Source organism: Natrinema amylolyticum (assembly GCF_020515625.1).
Classification (GTDB): Archaea; Halobacteriota; Halobacteria; order Halobacteriales; family Natrialbaceae; genus Natrinema; species Natrinema amylolyticum.
Genome location: NZ_JAIWPJ010000001.1, coordinates 2016643 through 2033697, shown reverse-complemented (window position 1 = coordinate 2033697; position 17055 = coordinate 2016643). Strand labels below are relative to the sequence as shown.

Annotated in this window: 17 protein-coding genes; 6 read left to right on the top strand and 11 right to left on the bottom strand. The window is 67.6% G+C overall.

Translation table 11 applies throughout. The annotated features are described in order from the left end of the window. Window positions 1–98: 98 nt before the first annotated feature. From LDH66_RS10025 to LDH66_RS10015, 3 genes are all read right to left on the bottom strand, one after another. A complete protein-coding gene (locus LDH66_RS10025; protein WP_226480909.1) occupies window positions 99–1766 on the bottom strand; it encodes a hydantoinase B/oxoprolinase family protein in 1668 nt (555 codons plus the stop codon). After that, window positions 1763–3847: a hydantoinase/oxoprolinase family protein gene (locus LDH66_RS10020; RefSeq protein ID WP_226480908.1), complete on the bottom strand. Its 2085-nt coding sequence runs from the start codon at window positions 3845–3847 to the stop codon at window positions 1763–1765. Before LDH66_RS10020 ends, LDH66_RS10025 begins: the two co-directional genes overlap by 4 nt. A gap of 166 nt (window positions 3848–4013) precedes the next feature. Beyond that, the gene (locus tag LDH66_RS10015) at window positions 4014–4877 is read right to left on the bottom strand and encodes a helix-turn-helix domain-containing protein (protein WP_226480907.1); all 864 of its coding nucleotides are present in this window, start codon (window positions 4875–4877) and stop codon (window positions 4014–4016) included. A 109-nt stretch (window positions 4878–4986) separates the two neighbouring features. On the opposite strand from LDH66_RS10015, the gene LDH66_RS10010 reads away from it, so the two are divergent. Continuing rightward, complete coding sequence (locus LDH66_RS10010) at window positions 4987–5391, top strand: DUF5788 family protein (protein ID WP_226480906.1); 405 nt, start codon at window positions 4987–4989, stop codon at window positions 5389–5391. 34 nt (window positions 5392–5425) lie between these two features. Here LDH66_RS10010 and LDH66_RS10005 read toward each other — a convergent pair whose 3' ends face one another. Continuing rightward, window positions 5426–5980 carry a metallophosphoesterase family protein gene (locus tag LDH66_RS10005; RefSeq protein WP_226480905.1) on the bottom strand — a complete coding sequence of 185 codons (555 nt, stop codon included), beginning with the start codon at window positions 5978–5980 and terminating at the stop codon, window positions 5426–5428. A 175-nt stretch (window positions 5981–6155) separates the two neighbouring features. Here LDH66_RS10005 and LDH66_RS10000 point away from each other — a divergent pair, with 175 nt between their 5' ends. Then, window positions 6156–7550, top strand: a complete 1395-nt coding sequence (locus tag LDH66_RS10000; RefSeq protein ID WP_226480904.1) for an eIF2B alpha/beta/delta subunit family protein — start codon at window positions 6156–6158, stop codon at window positions 7548–7550. 28 nt (window positions 7551–7578) lie between these two features. Here LDH66_RS10000 and LDH66_RS09995 read toward each other — a convergent pair whose 3' ends face one another. Beyond that, window positions 7579–8340: a S24/S26 family peptidase gene (locus LDH66_RS09995; protein ID WP_226480903.1), complete on the bottom strand. Its 762-nt coding sequence runs from the start codon at window positions 8338–8340 to the stop codon at window positions 7579–7581. Between the two features lie 427 nt (window positions 8341–8767). Between LDH66_RS09995 and ddh the strand changes: the two genes are divergently transcribed. After that, a complete protein-coding gene (gene ddh / locus LDH66_RS09990; protein ID WP_226480902.1) occupies window positions 8768–9697 on the top strand; it encodes a D-2-hydroxyacid dehydrogenase in 930 nt (309 codons plus the stop codon). Window positions 9698–9699: 2 nt separating this feature from the next. Further along, window positions 9700–10224, top strand: coding sequence for a GNAT family N-acetyltransferase (locus tag LDH66_RS09985; RefSeq protein WP_226480901.1), 525 nt, complete (start codon window positions 9700–9702; stop codon window positions 10222–10224). Window positions 10225–10626: 402 nt separating this feature from the next. On the opposite strand, the gene engB is transcribed toward LDH66_RS09985, so the two are convergent. Beyond that, on the bottom strand, window positions 10627–11250 hold the full coding sequence (gene engB, locus LDH66_RS09980; RefSeq protein ID WP_226480900.1) for a GTP-binding protein EngB: 624 nt from the start codon (window positions 11248–11250) through the stop codon (window positions 10627–10629). Between the two features lie 97 nt (window positions 11251–11347). Further along, window positions 11348–11821 (bottom strand): DUF7994 family protein, encoded by a 474-nt coding sequence (locus LDH66_RS09975; protein WP_226480899.1) that lies wholly within the window; start codon window positions 11819–11821, stop codon window positions 11348–11350. Between the two features lie 128 nt (window positions 11822–11949). Between LDH66_RS09975 and LDH66_RS09970 the strand changes: the two genes are divergently transcribed. Then, entirely contained in the window at window positions 11950–13251 is a 1302-nt protein-coding gene (locus LDH66_RS09970; protein ID WP_226480898.1) for a TIGR00341 family protein, read from the top strand. Window positions 13252–13332: 81 nt separating this feature from the next. Here LDH66_RS09970 and LDH66_RS09965 read toward each other — a convergent pair whose 3' ends face one another. Together LDH66_RS09965 and LDH66_RS09960 are read right to left on the bottom strand one after the other, a co-directional pair. Next, window positions 13333–13641, bottom strand: a complete 309-nt coding sequence (locus LDH66_RS09965) for a hypothetical protein (protein ID WP_226480897.1) — start codon at window positions 13639–13641, stop codon at window positions 13333–13335. A 77-nt stretch (window positions 13642–13718) separates the two neighbouring features. After that, window positions 13719–14708 (bottom strand): NOG1 family protein, encoded by a 990-nt coding sequence (locus tag LDH66_RS09960; protein ID WP_226480896.1) that lies wholly within the window; start codon window positions 14706–14708, stop codon window positions 13719–13721. Window positions 14709–14860: 152 nt separating this feature from the next. On the opposite strand from LDH66_RS09960, the gene LDH66_RS09955 reads away from it, so the two are divergent. Then, window positions 14861–15232 (top strand): DUF5518 domain-containing protein, encoded by a 372-nt coding sequence (locus LDH66_RS09955; RefSeq protein WP_226480895.1) that lies wholly within the window; start codon window positions 14861–14863, stop codon window positions 15230–15232. Between the two features lie 66 nt (window positions 15233–15298). Here the strand turns inward: LDH66_RS09955 and LDH66_RS09950 are convergent, their stop codons facing one another. Next, window positions 15299–15646 carry a four-helix bundle copper-binding protein gene (locus tag LDH66_RS09950; protein WP_226480894.1) on the bottom strand — a complete coding sequence of 116 codons (348 nt, stop codon included), beginning with the start codon at window positions 15644–15646 and terminating at the stop codon, window positions 15299–15301. A gap of 87 nt (window positions 15647–15733) precedes the next feature. Then, a complete protein-coding gene (locus LDH66_RS09945; RefSeq protein WP_226480893.1) occupies window positions 15734–16987 on the bottom strand; it encodes an AAA family ATPase in 1254 nt (417 codons plus the stop codon). Window positions 16988–17055 lie beyond the last annotated feature (68 nt).

Genomic DNA, 17055 nt, shown 5'->3' with positions numbered 1-17055 from the left:
GGAGCGGCGTCAAAAACGCACCGTCACCGGAGAATGGAGTCGGCGATACCGATCGGAGTCCCCGTTCCGAGAGCACCGCTGACGTAGCGTCGCTCCGTTCAGCCGTCTGTCGAGGTCTTTCCGGTCGCCTGATCCCCCTCGAGCGCCGCGTCGTCGCGCTCGTCCGGATCGCCGTGCCCGCCGCCGCCGGGCGTTTTGACGGTCACCGTCGTTCCGGCCGGAACGTCGACGGTCGTCTTCGCGGGAACTCCCTCGCCGTCGATCAGGTTCTCGCCGGTCGCGCCGCTCCCGCCGCCGGCGACGCCCTTGGGCGCGTGCCGCCGTCGCTCGGTCAGCAGCGACACCGTCGCCGGTTCCTCGACGGTGACCGAGCGCTCGAGGCCGAGCCCTCCCCGAAATCGTCCGCGCCCGCCGCTGCCGTCTCGGAGCGCGTAGCGCTCGACCCGCAGCGGATACTCGGTCTCGAGGGATTCGACGGGCGTGTTGAGCGTGTTGGTCATCCCGACCTGTACGCCGTCCATCCCGTCGCGGTCGGCGCGCGCGCCGAAGCCGCCGCCGATGGTCTCGTAGTAGGTGAAGGAGCCGTCCCGCGCGCCGATGGTCAGGTTGTTCATCGTGCCCTGGCCCTGTGCCGGCACGCGGTCGGGCGCGGCCCCCGCGAGCGCGGTGAAGATCACGTCGGTGACCCGCTGGCTGGTCTCGACGTTGCCGCCGACGACCGCCGCGGGGGGGTTCGGATTGAGCAGCGACCCCTCGGGTGTGCTGACGTTCACCGGGTCGTAGCAGCCGTGGTTCGGCGGGATCTCGGGGTCCGTGATACAGCGCACGACGAAGTAGACGGCGCTCGTCGCGACCGCGAGCGGGGCATTGAGATTCCCCGCGAGTTGGTCGTCGGTCCCCGAGAAGTCGACGTCGATCGTCTCGCCGTCGACGGTCACGGTCACCGCGATCTCGATGTCCGCGTCGGTCACGCCGTCGCCCTCGAGGAGGTCCGTCGCCTCGTAGGTGCCGTCGGGCAGCGCCGCGATCTCCTCGGTGATCCGCTCGCGGGAGTAGTCGATCACGGCGTCGAACCCGGAGCGGACGGTCTCGCGGCTGTGTTCGGCGAACAGGTCGGCGAGCCGTTCCTCGGCGCGTTCGTTCGCCGCCTGCTGTGCGCGGAGGTCGGCCCGGCGCTCGTCGGGGTTGCGGACGTTGGCGAGCACGAGCGAGCGGACGTCCTCCCGGAGCTCACCGCCGGCGACGAGTCTGGTCGGTGGAAGCCGCAGCCCCTCCTGATAGATCTCCTCCGCGCCGGCGGGCATGCTCCCGGGAGTCATCCCGCCGACGTCGGCGTGGTGGGCGCGAGAGACCGCGTAGCCGACGATCTCTCGGTCCTCGTCGCCGGCGCCATCACTGTTGCACTCGGGGGCGATCGGCGAGACCATCGTCACGTCCGGGAGGTGCGTTCCGCCGGTGAAGGGGTCGTTGAGCAGGAACACGTCGCCCGGCCGCGGATCGCGCTCGCGCACGGCGTCGACCGCGGCGGGCATCGCGCCGAGGTGGACCGGGATGTGTTCGGCCTGGGCGATCATCCGCCCCTCGGCGTCGAACAGCGCCGTCGAGCAGTCCCGGCGCTCCTTGATGTTCGGCGAGTACGCGCCGCGGATCAGGGTCTGACCCATCTCCTCGGCGACGCTCTCGAGCTGGTTGCGCAGCACCTCGAGGGTCACCGGATCGATTCCGTCGTCCGTCCCGTTCGTCTCGTCCGTCGAATCTGGCGTCACTGTTCGTCCTCCTCCGTTCGCGTCATGACGAGCGTTCCGTCCGCGAGAATTTCGCCGGCCCAGGTCGGCGGCACGACGGTCGTGCTCTCGGCTTGCTCGAGGATCGCCGGTCCCGCGACGGACGCGCCCGCCGCGAGTCGATCCCGATCGTAGACGGTCGCCTCCCGCGTGTCGGCGTCGGGGAAGTGCGCCTCGCGGGTCCCGATTCGAGCATCGCCGCCCCCCTCGTGGCGGATCGTCGGCTCCGATCCGGGCACCGTCGCCGTCGCGCGGAGGGTGACGACCGCGATCGATTCGTCCATCGCGTAGCCGTAGGTCCGCTCGTGGGCGTCGTGGAAGCGGTCGGCGACCGCCGCCGCGTCGAACTCGTCGTCGACGGGGACGGTCAGCTCGAAGCTCTGGCCCGCGTACCGGCAGTCGGCCGCGCGCTCGACTCGCGCCGCGTCCGGATCGGACGCGTCCGCCAGCACGTCGCCCACGAGGTCGTCGTAGACGGCCTCGAGATCGGCGGGATCGGCTTCCTCGAGGGCCACGCCGACCGTTCGGGCGGCGTCGTAGCTCTCGTCGGCCGCGAGCAGGCCGAACGCGGAGAGGACGCCCCCCGGTCGCGGAACGACGACCCGATCGACCGAGAGCGAGTCGGCCAGCGCCGCGGCGTGCATCGGTCCCGCGCCGCCGAAGGCCACGAGCGCGAACTCTCGGGGGTCGTGGCCCCGTTCGACGGTGACCGACCGGATCGTCCGCGTCATCGTCGCGTTCGCCACGCGGTAGACCCCCCGGGCCGCCTCGAGCGCCCCCTCGAGTCCGGCCTCGTCGGCCAGTCGCTCGAGCGCCTCGTGAGCGGCCTCGACGTCGAGCGTCATTTCGCCGCCGAGCGCGGTCTCGGGACCGATGTAGCCCAGCACGACGTTGGCGTCGGTGACGGTCGGTCGCGTCCCGCCGCGGCCGTAGCAGGCGGGGCCGGGCCGAGCACCCGACGATTCCGGGCCGACTCGGAGCGCGCCGCCCGAATCGACCCAGGCGATCGAGCCGCCGCCAGCGCCGACGGTGTTCACGTCGACCATCGGCGTTCGGATCGGTAGCCCGTCGATTTCGGCGTCGGTCGTCCGCTCCGCTCGGCCGTCCCGGACGAGACTCACGTCGCTCGAGGTGCCGCCCATGTCGAAGGTCACGAGCCCCGCGACGTCGTCGCCGTTGACGGTCGCCGCGGCACCGACGACGCCCGCGGCCGGGCCGGAGAGCGTCGTCGTGACCGCGTGCTCGCGGACCGTCTCGGGATCCGCGATGCCGCCGTTGGCCTGCATGATCCGCGGTGCCGGAATCCCGGCGTCAGCCGCCTCGTCGACCAACCGGCCGACGTAGCTGTCGATCGCCGGTCGGACGTAGGCGTCGACCGCCGTCGTCGACGTGCGCTCGAACTCGCGGAACTCCGCGAGCACCTCGTGAGACGCCGAGACGGGGACCTCGAGCTCCTCGCGCAGCGTCTCGGCGACGACGCGCTCGTTCTCGGGGTCGGCGTAGGCGTGCAGCAGCGAGACCGCGACCGCCTCGACGTCGCGCTCGCGCAGCGTCGCCGCGATATCGCGGACCTCGGCCGCGTCGACCGGGCGTTCGACGCCCTCGGCCGTCGTCCGCTCGTCGACCTCGAACCGTCGGTCGCGGGGGACCAGCGGCTCGGGCTTTTCGGCCTCGAGGTCGTACAGATCTGGCCGGTCCTGCCGGCCGATTTCGAGGACGTCTCGGAACCCCTCGGTCGTCACGAGCGCGGTCTCCGCGCCGCCGCGCTCGAGCAGGGCGTTGACCGAGACGGTCATGGCGTGGGCGAAGCCGTCGATCTCGCCGGGGTCGATGCCGGCGCGGTCGCAGGCCTTGTCGATCCCCTCGAGAACGCCGACGTGCTGGTCGTCGGTCGTCGGGACTTTCGCGGTGACGAGTCGGTCGTCGACGGAGAGCGCCACGTCGGTGAACGTGCCGCCGACGTCGGCGCCGATGCGCGTGGCGTCTCCGTTCGATTTCGTCCGCGAGCGCGGCCGATCACGCTGTGTCGGTTCCCGCGAATCGTGCGTGAACGTATCGGTCATCGAGATCGGATACCCCTCATCGAGGACCGCCGGTCATCTCGCGTGCTGCGTCCCAATCGCTTCGAAACCGACCATTCGTGCGTCCATCGAACAGCGTTCATGTCCGGCTAATCGAACCCGAGACGAGTATAAGTCACGGGATCGGAGATTTTCGGATCGCCGCCGATCAGGCCGTTCGCGAGCGATCGGTCGCGATTACCGAGCCGTCGCGGTCCAGGGTGACCGACAGCGTTTCGTCTCCACGTTCGATGTCGACGCGCAGCTGGAGTGGATCCGTCGAAACCGTCGTTTCGTCCCCGGGCGTACAGAAATCTAACTCCCAGATCGGCGTCGATCGGATGTCGCGCCCGTGCTCCGAAACGAAGGCGATCACGTCCGGATGCGGGAGGACGAGCGGTCCGACGTCGAACCCATGCTGGTAGTCGCAGTGGCGACACTCCCCGTGATAGTAATAGTGCTCGAGGTCGGCGATCCCATATCGGATTTCCCCGTCAACGGCACCCTGACACTCCGGGCAGATTCCGCGGCGGACCTGCGCGACCCGCTGCTGGACGAGGAGAGTGAGTCGCTCGCCGACGCTCTCAGTCGGGTGCGCGTCGAGCAGTCGCGGCGAGGCTGGCAGTCGCAGGGTGTGCGCCGGAGTCCCACACTCGAGGTGGAGCGTGCCGTCCGCGTAGCGAAGGTGTAACGGCTCGTCGCAGTACGCACACGCCGCGGGAACGTCGACCGGTCCCCACGTCAAGTCCGGATCGAGCGATCCGGACGCGATCGCCGTGATGACCGTCAGTCCGACCCGCGTGATCACGTACCCGTCGGGGTCCTTCGCCACGAGTCCTTCGAGACGGTCGAGGTGGTAGTTGAAGTTCCCGTTGTCACGGATCCCCACCGACTCTCGAAGGGCCGTATAATCGAGCCAGGGGTCGACGGGAGATTCGCTGTAGGCGTTCGTCAGCGCACGGAGGATCTCGAGTCGCGTCGAATTACTGACGATCTCGAAGATGTCGGTCGAATTCGAGTCACTACCGCCCATTGTCGGAGTATCGGCGGCGGTTGACTAAACGGCACCTATATATAAAATATTTTAGAGTAACCGCGTGCTCCGAACGTATATCTCGTTGTCCGGTGATTGCGATACTACGATGAACGATCGCAAACGCCAGCGACTCCTCGATCGGATTCGCCGTCCTTCGGGAACGCTCGGAGAAGACCTCCCCGACGAGATCACGGTTCAAGGGACTGCGATCGACCTGACGGAATTCGTGTTCGAGTGCAAACGCCTCGAGACGATTTCGGAGGACGAGCGCAACCACATCGAGGAGACAAAGCGGCAGCTCAAACGCGAACGCCTCGCTCGGAAACAGCGCATCGCTCGCGACGACATCTCCGAAGAGGAAGGGGACCGACTCGTCCGGAGTATCCACGGGCTCGACCGGGCGCTCAACGCGCTAGAGGGGCTTGACGAGCCGAGTGTTAGCGAAAAAATCCGCCAAAAGAAACTCGAAGACGCGAGGGAACTCCAGTCATTGATCGATCAGCGGCCCTAATTCACGGTCGGTGAGCGCCGAATCGACTCGGGGCTCACCGCGTTCGTTTCTCGACCGCGAGATCGTCACCCTCGACGGTCGCGACCAGCATCGTCTCGTAGGTCGTGGGAGCGGCACCGGTGGCGCTGCCCGGATTGAGTACGCGGACGCGATCGACACTCCGTCCCCGGTCGCCGGCCGATCGATTATCGTCGATATCGACGGTTGTGTCGACTACCTCGTGGGTGTGGCCGGCGACGGCGACCAGCGTCGTTTCCGCGTTCGCCGCCGTTTCCTCGCGGGCCGTCTCGACGACTCGTTCGCGCCAGTCGCCCGACGATCCGTGGCCGTGAGTGACGACGAACGTCACGCCGTCGACCTCGAGCGTGGCGGTCAGTGGGACGTCGAGCGTCGCCGGATCCACGTTTCCCCGGACGGCCGTCAGGTCGCCGTCGGCGAGGTCGACGATCCGCTCGTAACTCCCGAACGACTCGAAGTCGCCGGCGTGGATCGTGTGGTCGGCCGCTTCGATCTCGGCGACGACCCACGCCGGGAGCGCGGACTCTCGAGTGGGCACGTGCGTATCGGAGACGATCGCGATACGGGTCATAGGGGAGCGTAGCATCTCGAGGTCGAAAACCGTAGCGCAGTAGCGGTATCCGGCGACCGTGCACTCGAGTTCCCCGTCGTCGGACCGAGACAGCCCGTGCTGTCCGTTTCCGGCACCGTCCCGCGGACGAACGGGTCCGAAAACGACACCTCTCGCGTTCCCGTTCGACTCTCGTATGTGCGCCAATACCGATGCCGACGCCGACACCGACGATTCGAACCACGTCGTCACCGCTTTTCTCCGTCATCGTGGCGACGTTCTGCTGCTGCGACGGAGCGACGAGGTCGGCACCTATGCGGGCCAGTGGGGCGGCGTCTCCGGCTTCGCGGAGGGCCGCCCCGACGAGCAGGTCCGCGCCGAGATTCGCGAGGAGACCGGCCTCGAGGACGACGCTGTCTCGCTGGTCCGCTCCGGTCGCCCGGTCGAGTTCGCGGATCCCGACCTCGAGCGCGAGTGGACCGTCCATCCGTACCTGTTCGACTGCGAGACCCGCGAGATCGAACTGAGCGAGGAACACGACGAGTTCGAGTGGGTTGCCCCTACTGAGTCGCTCGAGGGCGTCGGGGACGACCGCGAGACGGTACCCGAACTGTGGACCGCCTACGAGCGCGTCGCGCCGACGGTCCGGTCGATCGCGGCCGACGGCGAGCACGGGGCCGCATACCTGTCCGTGCGCGCGCTCGAGGTGCTTCGCGATCGAGCGGGGCTGCTCGTCGCGGAGCGAGCGGAAGGCGAGGCGACACCGTCGCCGCGAGACGGCGAACGGGGTGCCCGTGAGCCCGGTGTCGATCCGGCGGCGGAGTGGGACGAACTCACCGAACTCGCCGGCCGGTTGCTCGAGGCGCGGCCGTCGATGGCCGTCCTCCGGAATCGGGTCAATCGAGCGATGGCCGACGCCGACGACCGGGATCGGGACGCCGAGCGGGCCGGTGCGCCGGCCGTCCTCGAGTCGGCGCTGTCGAACGTCGACCGCGCGCTGTCCGCCGACGCGGACGCCGCGGCGACCGCGAGCGACCGCCTCGAGGGCAGCGTCGCGACGCTCTCGCGATCTGGGACCGTACTCGAGGCGCTCGAGACGGCCGAGCCGTCGCGCGCGTTCGTCGCCGAGTCCCGGCCCGCTCGCGAGGGAATCGGCGTCGCGGAGCGACTGGCCGAGACGACCGCCAGCACGGTGACGGTCCACACTGACGCTGCGATCGCGCACGTGCTCGCACGCGAAGACATCGATCAGGCAGTGGTCGGCGCGGACACCGTCCGCCCCGACGGCTCCGTGGTGAACAAGACGGGGACGCGCGCGCTGGCCGTCGCCGCCGACCGCGAGGGCATTCCGGTGTCCGTCGTCGCGGCGACGGACAAGGTCTCGACTCGGGAGGACGTGAATCTCGAGTCCGGCGAGCGGTCCGCGGTGTACGACGGCGACGCGCCGATCGACGTGGCGAATCCGACGTTCGACGTGACGCCCGCCGACTGCGTGACCGAAATCGTGACCGAGCGAGGGGCGCTCGAGCCCAGCGAAATCGAGAGGGTGGCCGAAGAGTTTCGCGGGCTCGAGACCTGGCGCGCGCCGTGACTTTCGGGAGACGACGGTCGTGCTGTCCTCATCCGGACCGCTCACTCCGACCCGCGGTCGCGAAGAGGCCGAGGGTGCCGGCACCGAGTATCGAATCGAACAGGAGACGGATATTGCCGAGCCAGGGGATCCGGACCACTGCTTTGCCCACGATCCAGTCGGGGCGAACGACGGTCGTTTCCGGCTCGCCGTCGAGCTGATCGTAGGTGTCGTTCGCGTCGCCTTTCGTGATGAACCCGTCGTGGGGCGCCGGACAGGACCGAATCTCCGCACAGGAGCGACCGCCCGTGTACGCCGGATCGGCATCGTTCCTCACCCAGTTTTCGCCCGCTTCGACCCGAAAGCGGGCGCGATGGATGATCGGTGTCGCCGCCGGATTTCCGTCCGGCGCGTACACGATCACGTCGCCGGCTCCCCCGAACCGCTCGTGACCGGTCGCTCGACTGTGTTCGGTAGGCACGATACCCGTCCCCGCGACCGAGCCGTCGCCGACGAATCGGTCCGCTTGGACGAGGAAGATCATGTCTCCCTTCTGCATGTTCGGCTCCATGCTCCCGCTTTCGACGGCGACGAACGGCGGCCAGACGCCGCTGACCGCGAAGAGACCGATGCTGACCGTCGCGACGACCGCGACGACGATCGCGACGTCCCGAACGAGGACGGCAATCTCGTCGTCGCTGTTCGAAACCCCGCGAACGGGTCCGCTCCCCTCATCGTCCGTGCCCGTGCGGGCACTGGCCTCGGTGCGTTCGGGACCGTCCGGCGACCCGTCAGCGCCGGTGTCCGTCATCGTTCGCCCGATCCGTCGCTCGAGCGGGACTCGAGACTAATTTCCATCATCGTTCATACGAATGTATTTGAAGAAATGATACTAAAAATGCACCTATGCTTCGCGTATTCGAGCGCGGACGGCGAGGGAGTCGGCCGGTTCGTGGGGTTTTTGCGTGGGACCCGCATACGCCGACACGGTGGCGATGACGAGAGTTACCCCCGCTTAGCCCCGTGTGATGAAACCTTTCACTGAGCCACCATCGTTCTATAGCCCGTAGCCGTGCCGCTCTGCATCCGTCGCGTGGACCCGTGACGCAAAGCGGTTCGAGCGCCGGTCGAGATCGCCCCGGAGGCCTCGCTGTTCTCGAGACCGGAAGCGTCGATCGCGCGTCGAATTCGGTTCGAACGGGCAAACCTTCAACCTTGGTTCGCGCATAGCGACGCTCATGGGATTCGAACTCGAGCGACTCGGCGTCCATGAGTCAGTCGACGCGGTGTTTCCGCCGGGGGAGCTGGCAGACTATCTCGCAGACCTGCCGATCGAGGTCGCGGTGATCGGTGACGACGAGATCGCGTCCTGCGACGCGGTCGTCACCCTGGAGCACCGGGAGGCCTTCCTCGCAGTGGACTGGGTTCACTCGATCCAGGCCGGGGTCGACCGGTTCCCGTTCGACGCGTTCGAGGCCGAGGACGTGATCCTCACGAACAGCACGGGGATCCACGATCGAACCGTCGGCGAGACGGTCGCCGGTTACCTGCTAATGTTCGCTCGGCGACTCCACGACCACGTCGCGAACCAGCAGGAGCGCCGGTGGGAGCGCCCCGAGTGGGACGAAGCGTTTACGCTCCCGGGCTCGACGGCCTGCGTCGTCGGCACCGGCACGCTCGGACGCGGCGTCGCGGAGACCCTCGGCGGGCTCGGCGTTCGCGTGACGGGGGTCCGCCGCTCCGGCGATCCCGTCCCGGGCTTCGACGAGATTTACGCGAACGACCGGCTGTTCGAGGCGATCGGTGACGCCGAGTTCGTGATCGTCACCGTGCCGCTGACCGACGAGACGCGCCGCCTCTTCGATGCCGAGGCGTTCGACGCGATGCGCGACGACGCCTACTTCGTCAACGTCGCCCGCGGGCCGGTCGTCGACGAACCGGCGCTGATCGACGCGCTCGAGGCCGACGCGCTCGCGGGGGCGGCGCTGGACGTCTTCGAGGAGGAGCCCCTTCCCGAAGACTCGCCGCTGTGGGGGATGGACGAGGTCATTATCTCGCCCCACTGCGCCGCGTACACCCGCGATTACTTCCGAGACGTGGGCGAGATCGTCCGCGAGAACGTCGACCGACTCGCGGTCGGCGAAGAGTTCCACAACCGCGTCGTTTGACGGTGTCACCGACTCGAGAGCCCGTTTCCGTCCGGGAGGCGACGCCGGCGGACGCCGACGCCATCGCCGACGTTCACACCGCTTCGGCCCGCGAACTCGGGGGCGAGGCGTACGACGATCGACAGATCCGCGCGTGGCTCGCGAACGTCCACCCCGAGCGGTATCCGCTGGCGGAGCCCGGCTACCGGATCGTGGTCGCCGAACGCGAGGCCGACGACCGGATCGCCGGCTTCGGCCTGCTCGATCTCGAGCCGAGCGACCGCGAGGACGAGTCGACCGGCAGGATCGGTGCCGTCTACGTCCACCCCGACCACGCTCGCGAGGGCGTCGGCCGCGCGATCCTCGCGGCGCTCGAGACGGCCGCCCGCGATGCTGGCCTCGAGCGCCTCGCCCTGACGTCGTCCAGAAACGCGATCGACTTCTACCGCCGACAGGGGTACGAGGGCGTCGAGACGGTCGCCCTCGAGATGCAGGACGGCGTGCCCCTCGAGTGTCTGCGGATGCGAAAGCGGCTGGACGCTGACTGAGTAGCGTCGAAAATTCGATTCCGATCCGATTCGATGGCCGGGCGCGCGACTCGAGTACCACGAGAGTCGTGCAACCCTACGGAAGAGCAAGCTCTTCCGAACATCGCGGAAGCGAGCTTCCGCTCAGCGGGGAAGGGCAGGCGCTTACCCGACACTCACCGCGAGCGACCGGAGGGAGCGAGCGGGCCGACGACTGATGTGAGTGACTGAAAGGAACGAACGGAGGGAGGAGTGCTTTTGATCGAAACTGAGCGGGATCAAAGATCCCGCGAGGTCGTCGGCGCTTCGCGCCGACTGCAAGCGATTCCGAAGGAATCGCCCAGTCCAAAAGAGCGCTGCGCGCTCTCTCGAGATTTTGCCGAGGGCGCGGCTTTGCCGCGCCCGCAGCGCAAAAGTTCGGTTCTAGAAGAACTTGAACAGGTCGTCGCGCTCCTGCTCGTGCAGATGGCTCCGAACGGCCTCGTTGAGCGGCTCGAGTTGGCTCTTTTTGGCGCTGATGGGGGCGATGGTGTCTTGCCACTGCTTCCAGGGCGGGTAGAGGCCGAGGCGGTCACAGAGGGCGTCGAGTCGCTCGTCCTCGTCGTCGACCTTGTCCATCTTGTTGACGGCGACGACCGTCGGCACGTCGAGGTCCCGCAGGAAGTGGAACATCTCGACGTCGTAGGGGATCTTGTCGGGGCCGGAGTGGCGGTCGATGATGTCGATGACGCTCTTGCCGTCGACGACGAGGATGGCGACGAGGATGTTGTCGGCGTACTCCTCGAGATAGTGGACGATCTCGGTCTTGATCTCCTCGCGGAGGTCCTCGTTGACGCCGCTCATGAAGCCGAAGCCGGGGAGGTCGGTGATGACGAAGTCTTCGGGTGCCCAGTCGTAGTGGTTGGGCGAGCGGGTGACGCCGGGTTTGCCGCCGGTATCGAAGCTGTGGCCGGTCAGCTCGCGCATGAGCGTGGACTTGCCCACGTTCGAACGGCCGACGAGCGCCACTTCGGCGTCTCGATTGGGCCGCGTATCGAAATCGATCATAGACGGTGTACGGTCGACCGACCTTTATACGCATTGTAACGGCAGCCGGCTGCGGTGGCTGGCCACTCGAGTCGTCGGCCACTATCGCACTGCGACGCTACACGCTCGTCGCGACGAACAGCCCGATTCCGAACGAAACCGCGACGAGGAGAGCGATGGCGACGAGCCGACGGCTCGAAGGCGTCGCCTCGAGATCGACGTGGCGACTGTCGCGGGCGATCTGGACGCCGAACCAGGCCAGCGACGTACAGCCGACGACCATCGCCGCGGCGACGAGCCACGATGTCGTGTCATCGGTGACGAGCACGGATCGGACCGCCGAGAGCGCGACGACGGCCGCGAGGATGACGTCTCCGATGCCGACGAGGACGTTCCACTCGAGGCGTCGCTTGCCGACCGCAATCGAGTCGACGAGTCCGCCGACGATCAGCAGGATCGCCGAGAGGACGAAGCCGGCGAGGAACGCGCTCTCGAGCGGACCGGTGAGCACGCTCGGACCGAAGACGGCGAGATATGTACTGACCAGTCCCAGCATGACGACGCCCAGCAGCGAGGCGCCCCGTCGCTTCATACTCGTCCGTTATCGCCTTGATACAAGAAGGTGGCGCGAGAGACGATCCGTCGCTCGAGCCAGTACGGGCCGCTCACGTGGGTTCGAATGCCCCGGAGTTATGACCCAGGGGTGTCTCAGTCCGACACGTGCGGCTCGTACAGCTGACGGTCCCGACCGGGAATCGGGAGACGATCTTCGACGTGCTCGATGGACGGGAGATCGACTACGTCGTGACCGACGAAACGAGGAGTCGGCAGTACACGGCGGTCGTCTACTTCCCGCTACCGGACGCGGCCGTCGAACCGATCCTCGACGAACTCCAGAACGCGGGGATCGACGAGGACGCCTACACCGTCGTCGTCGATGCGGAGACGGTCGTCTCCCGCCGGTTTCAGGCGCTGCGCGAGGAGTACGAGAAAAACGACGTCGGATCCGACCGGATTTCGCGTCAGGAACTGCAGGCCGAGGCCGACGACTTGACGCCGAGCTTCCCCGTCTACGTGGTGATGACTGTCATCAGCGCCATCGTCGCGACCGCGGGACTTCTGTTGGACTCGCCGGCGGTCGTCGTCGGATCGATGGTGATCGCACCGCTGATCGGGCCGGCGCTGGGTGCCAGCGTCGGCACGGTGATCGACGACGAGGAACTGTTCGTCGAGAGCGTTACCTACCAAATTATCGGCGTCGTGGTCGCGATCGCGGCGGCGGCGCTCTTCGCGCTGGTGGCTCGGTCGCTGAACATCGTGCCGCCGGATCTCGTCCTCTCGAGCGTCGGTGAGATCTCCGAGCGGCTCGCGCCGGACCTGCTGTCGCTCGCGATCGCGCTCGGCGCGGGGGTCGCGGGGGTCGTGAGCATCGCGACGGGAACCTCCGTCGCGCTCGTCGGCGTGATGATCGCGGCCGCGTTGATTCCGCCCGCCGGCGTCGCGGGAATCGCGCTCGCGTGGGGCCAACCGACGTCCGCGATCGGTGCGACAGTGTTGGTGCTGGTCAACCTCCTGTCGGTCAACCTCGCCGGCCTGCTGACGCTGTGGTACGCCGGCTATCGGCCGGAAAACCTGTTCTCGCTCGGCGAGACGGAACAGCGTCTCCGACAGCGGATCGTCGGCCTCGTTGTCGTGGTCCTCGTCTTCACGGTGTTTCTCGGCGGGATCACCTACGCCTCCTACGAGGCGGGCAACTTCGAACAGGACGCCCGCGACGAAGTGGAGGCGGTCCTCGCACAGCCGCAGTACGAGGACTATCAGATCCTCGAGTTTCAGCTCGTGATGGACGACAACTACCCGTTCCGGAATCCGGAGCGGGTGGTCGTGACGATCGGCGGCCCGCCGGGCCAGTCGGCACCCGAACTGGCCGATACCCTCCACGAGCGGATCAACCGTCACGCCGACGGATCCGTCAACGTCGAGGTCAGATACGTCGAAGTCGTCGAGCGCGGCTCTCAATAGTGCGGCGGGGTATCGCGGTACTCGTCCCGTCAGGGCCGCACGCGTGACTGTTCTCGAACGTCGCCATCCGCTACTCGTCCGCTATCGACGAAATCGATCGCGAACGCTCGAGCGCTGGGTCTCGGTATCAGAATCGGAATCGGGCTCCGAATCACCGCCGATGGTGTCTGTCACGGGACGAGCGAGTCGGCGAAGCCACGCTCTCGGTCCGCCGATCCGGCCGACGAGATAGGTCGGGAAGTAGAGGGTGGCCGCGGCGAGCGCCAGAAAGCCGACGCCACCGATGATCCGCCCGGTCCGGAGGTACTCGACGCCGACGACGAATATCGGCCCCGACATCGAAATCCCCGCGGCGGTCTGGAGCAGCCAGAGGAGACCGGGACCTCTCATCGGCTCGGTAGCGGGCCTCGCGTTCGGTCGCGGCGGGTCTCGAGTCCACCGTAACGGCTGCCGTGTCGCATCGGTGCTTAGCCGTCGAACGGCAACTCGGGCTCGTAATCGATCGCGTCGACGGCGGCGTCGAGTACCGTCTCGACGTTCGCGCCGGTCTCGACGCTCATGGTGTAGTCGGCAGCGACGGCCTCGGTCAGGTCACCGTCCTCGAAGCGGTCTTCCTTGTTCGCGATCGTGAGCACTGGGATGTCCTCGAACTGAGCCGAGATGGAGTCCCGGAGCTCGAGTTGCGAGCCGATCGGATAGCCGCACTCGCCGGTGGGGTCGACCATGACGAGCATGCAGTCGGCGAGGTGCTCGATGGCACTGACTGCTTGCGATTCGATCTCGTTGCGATCCTGCGGCGGGCGGTCGAGCAGGCCGGGGGTGTCGACGATCTGGTAGCGGATGTGATCGCGCTCGAAGTGGCCGACGCCGATCCCCTTCGTCGTGAAGGGGTAGGAGGCGGTCTCGCCGCGGGCGTTAGTAACGTCGTTGACGAACGAGGACTTGCCGACGTTGGGGTAGCCGGCGACGACGATCGTCGGCTCGTCGGGGTTGATCTCGGGCAGGTCGCGCAGGTCGTTGCGCGACTTGTTGATGTACAGCAGGTGGTCGTCGACCTGCTCGACGATGTCCGCGAGCCGTGCGAAGGCTTGTTTGCGGTGCTTTCGCGCCGTGTCCACGTCGGTCTTCCGCAGACGTGGCTGGTACTCCTCGTGGATCTCGCGGGCCTTCCGGCTGGCCCACATGACCTCCGATAGCGCCTGTCGGAGCTTGTCGACGTCGACGATCGCGTCGGCCAACTCGTAGTAGAACGGATGCACGTCGTCCTCGTACTCGAAGTCCGGCCACGCCGTGACCACGTTCTCGAGGTTGTCGGAAATGATGTTAGCCGCCGTCTGGAGCATCGACTGCTGGGCCTCGAGGCCGCCCTTGGCCTTGCCGGCCCGCGCCGCCCGCGAAAACGCTTTGTCGATCAGCTCTTCCGACGTGGGCGTCGTCGGAAGGTCTTCGAAAATCATGTCCACGGCTAGAGCCCCCGGTCATAAAGGGCGTTCGTTATGAGCCGGGGGTCAGTGCGCGGTCTCGTCGGCCCCGTCGGCGCGCGTCGCGGATACGCCAGGTAGCAGGTGTCCGCCGCGACCTTATCCCCGTCGCCGGCGTACGGTCTCGCATGACAAACTGGCGCGCGGTCTTCGTCGGATTCGTCGTCGCGACCGTCCTCGGCATCGTCGGTCTCGCCCTCCCGGGGATCGGCCAGATCGCGGCGGGACTGATCGGCGGCTTCGTCGCGGGCTACATGGCCGGTGGCGGCCTGGGAAGCGGTTTCTGGCACGGCCTACTCGCCGGCGCGCTCGGCGGGATCATCGGCGGACTGCTCATCGGCGTGGCGGTCGGCGTTGCCGGCCTCGCGCTCGGTCCCGTCGGAGGTGCGGTCTCCGGCGCCGCTGGGATCGGTATCTTCGCGCTCGCCGTCGCCGTCTCGCTGGTTATGGCCCTCGAGAGCGCGGTCGCCGGTATCGTCGGCGCGGCGGTCAGCCGCTGAGTGGGCCGAAAAAAGTGACGTTCGGATCGCTCTCGTTCCGCCCCGCGGCCGCTCGCAACGCGCTTCTCAGGCCGAAGCCATCTCCCGACAGCTCTCGGCACACTCCGGCAGGATCTCGGCGCAGGCCTGGCAGTGCTCGTGGTCGTGTTGTTCGCACTCCTCGGCGCACTCCTCGCAGAGGTCAGCACAGAGTTCGCCCAGTTCCTGATGATACCCCGAGTTGCGGGCCATGAATCGCGCGTGCAGCGAGGCGATGTCAGCCACGTCTCGACAGAGCCGGATGCAGCGAGCCATCCCTTCGCCCTCGCCCGCACAGGCGTCCGCACACCACTCGCAGACCTGGGCGGCCTCGAGGCAGTTGTCGATACACTCCTGCATGTGGTCGTCAGCGTGCTCGAGCTGTTGCAGTGCCATGACACGAGATCCCTCATTACCGGGCGGCATCAACCTACCACGGGCGGTTGCAAGCATCGCGCGGCCGCCGCACTCGTAGCGACCGGCTCAGTCGTCGCCCCACGGATCGTCCTGCCGGTCGCGCCCGTTGCTCGAGTCGGAGTCAGGGTCGGAGTCGGGATCGGAGTCGCGATCGGCGGATTCATCGCGTGCGGCGTCCGGATCGGGACTCACCGTGGAATCCGGACCGTCGCTTCGCGGATCCGCCCGTTCAGCTTCGGGGTCGTCGCCTCGCGAATCCGCCGATTCGGTATCGGACGTGGAGCCGGGATCGTCACCGTTCGCGGTCACCGATTCGGTCCCGGAATCGATCGCCGGTTCGGGGTCGTCCGCTCCCGGCGCGACCGCGGGCACGTCGACCGCGTTCACCGCGTGGCGGACGACGGCGCTCCCGTCGACCCCCTCGACGGTCGCCTCGGTCGTGAGCACGATCCGGTGGGCCATCGTCGGCTCTGCGAGCCGTTTGATGTCGTCCGGCGTCACGTACGACCGGCCGTCGATGAGCGCCGCGGCGCGGGCCGCCTCGAAGACGCGCTGGACGCCTCGAGGCGAGACGCCGATCTCGGCCCGCTGGTCCGCCCGCGTCTTCCGCGCGATCTCGACGATGTAGCGGCGGACCTTCTCGTCGACGGTGACCCCCTCCGTCAGGTTCTGCAGGAGGCGGACCGCGTCCGGACTGACGACCGGATCGACGCTCGGCGAGAGCGATCGGCGGTTCGCCCGGCGCTCGAGCAGCCCCATCTCGCCCTCGAGGTCGGGATAACCGAGCGAGGTCTTGACGCTGAAGCGGTCGCGCTGGGCCTCGGGCAGCCGGAACGTTCCCTCCTGTTCGATCGGATTCTGAGTCGCGACGACCAGGAACGGCTCCGGCAGGTCGTAGGTCGTGCCGTCGACGCTGACCTGTCTCTCCTCCATGGCCTCGAGCAGCGCGGCCTGGGTCTTCGGCGGCGCGCGATTGATCTCGTCGGCGAGGACGACGTTCGTGAAGACCGGCCCTTCCGCGAACTCGAACTCGCCGGTCTGGTCGTCGTAGATCGTCGACCCGGTCACGTCCGAGGGCAACAAGTCCGGCGTGAACTGGATCCGCGTGAACTCCAGGCCCATCGCCTCGGCGATCACGCGCGCGGTGACCGTCTTGCCCGTTCCGGGCACGTCCTCGAGCAGGACGTGCCCGCGGGCCAGGGTCGCCGACAGCATTGCGTGGAGGACCTCTCGGTCGACGACCGCGGCCTCTTCGATGCGTTCGACGACGCGCCGGACGGTGCGTGCGGCGTCGTCGGGCGTCACGTTCGTCTCGTCCATACACGACAGTGAGTCTAGATACTCAAGAACCCTCCCCATCGACTCCGAGCCGGAGTCGTCCGCGGTCG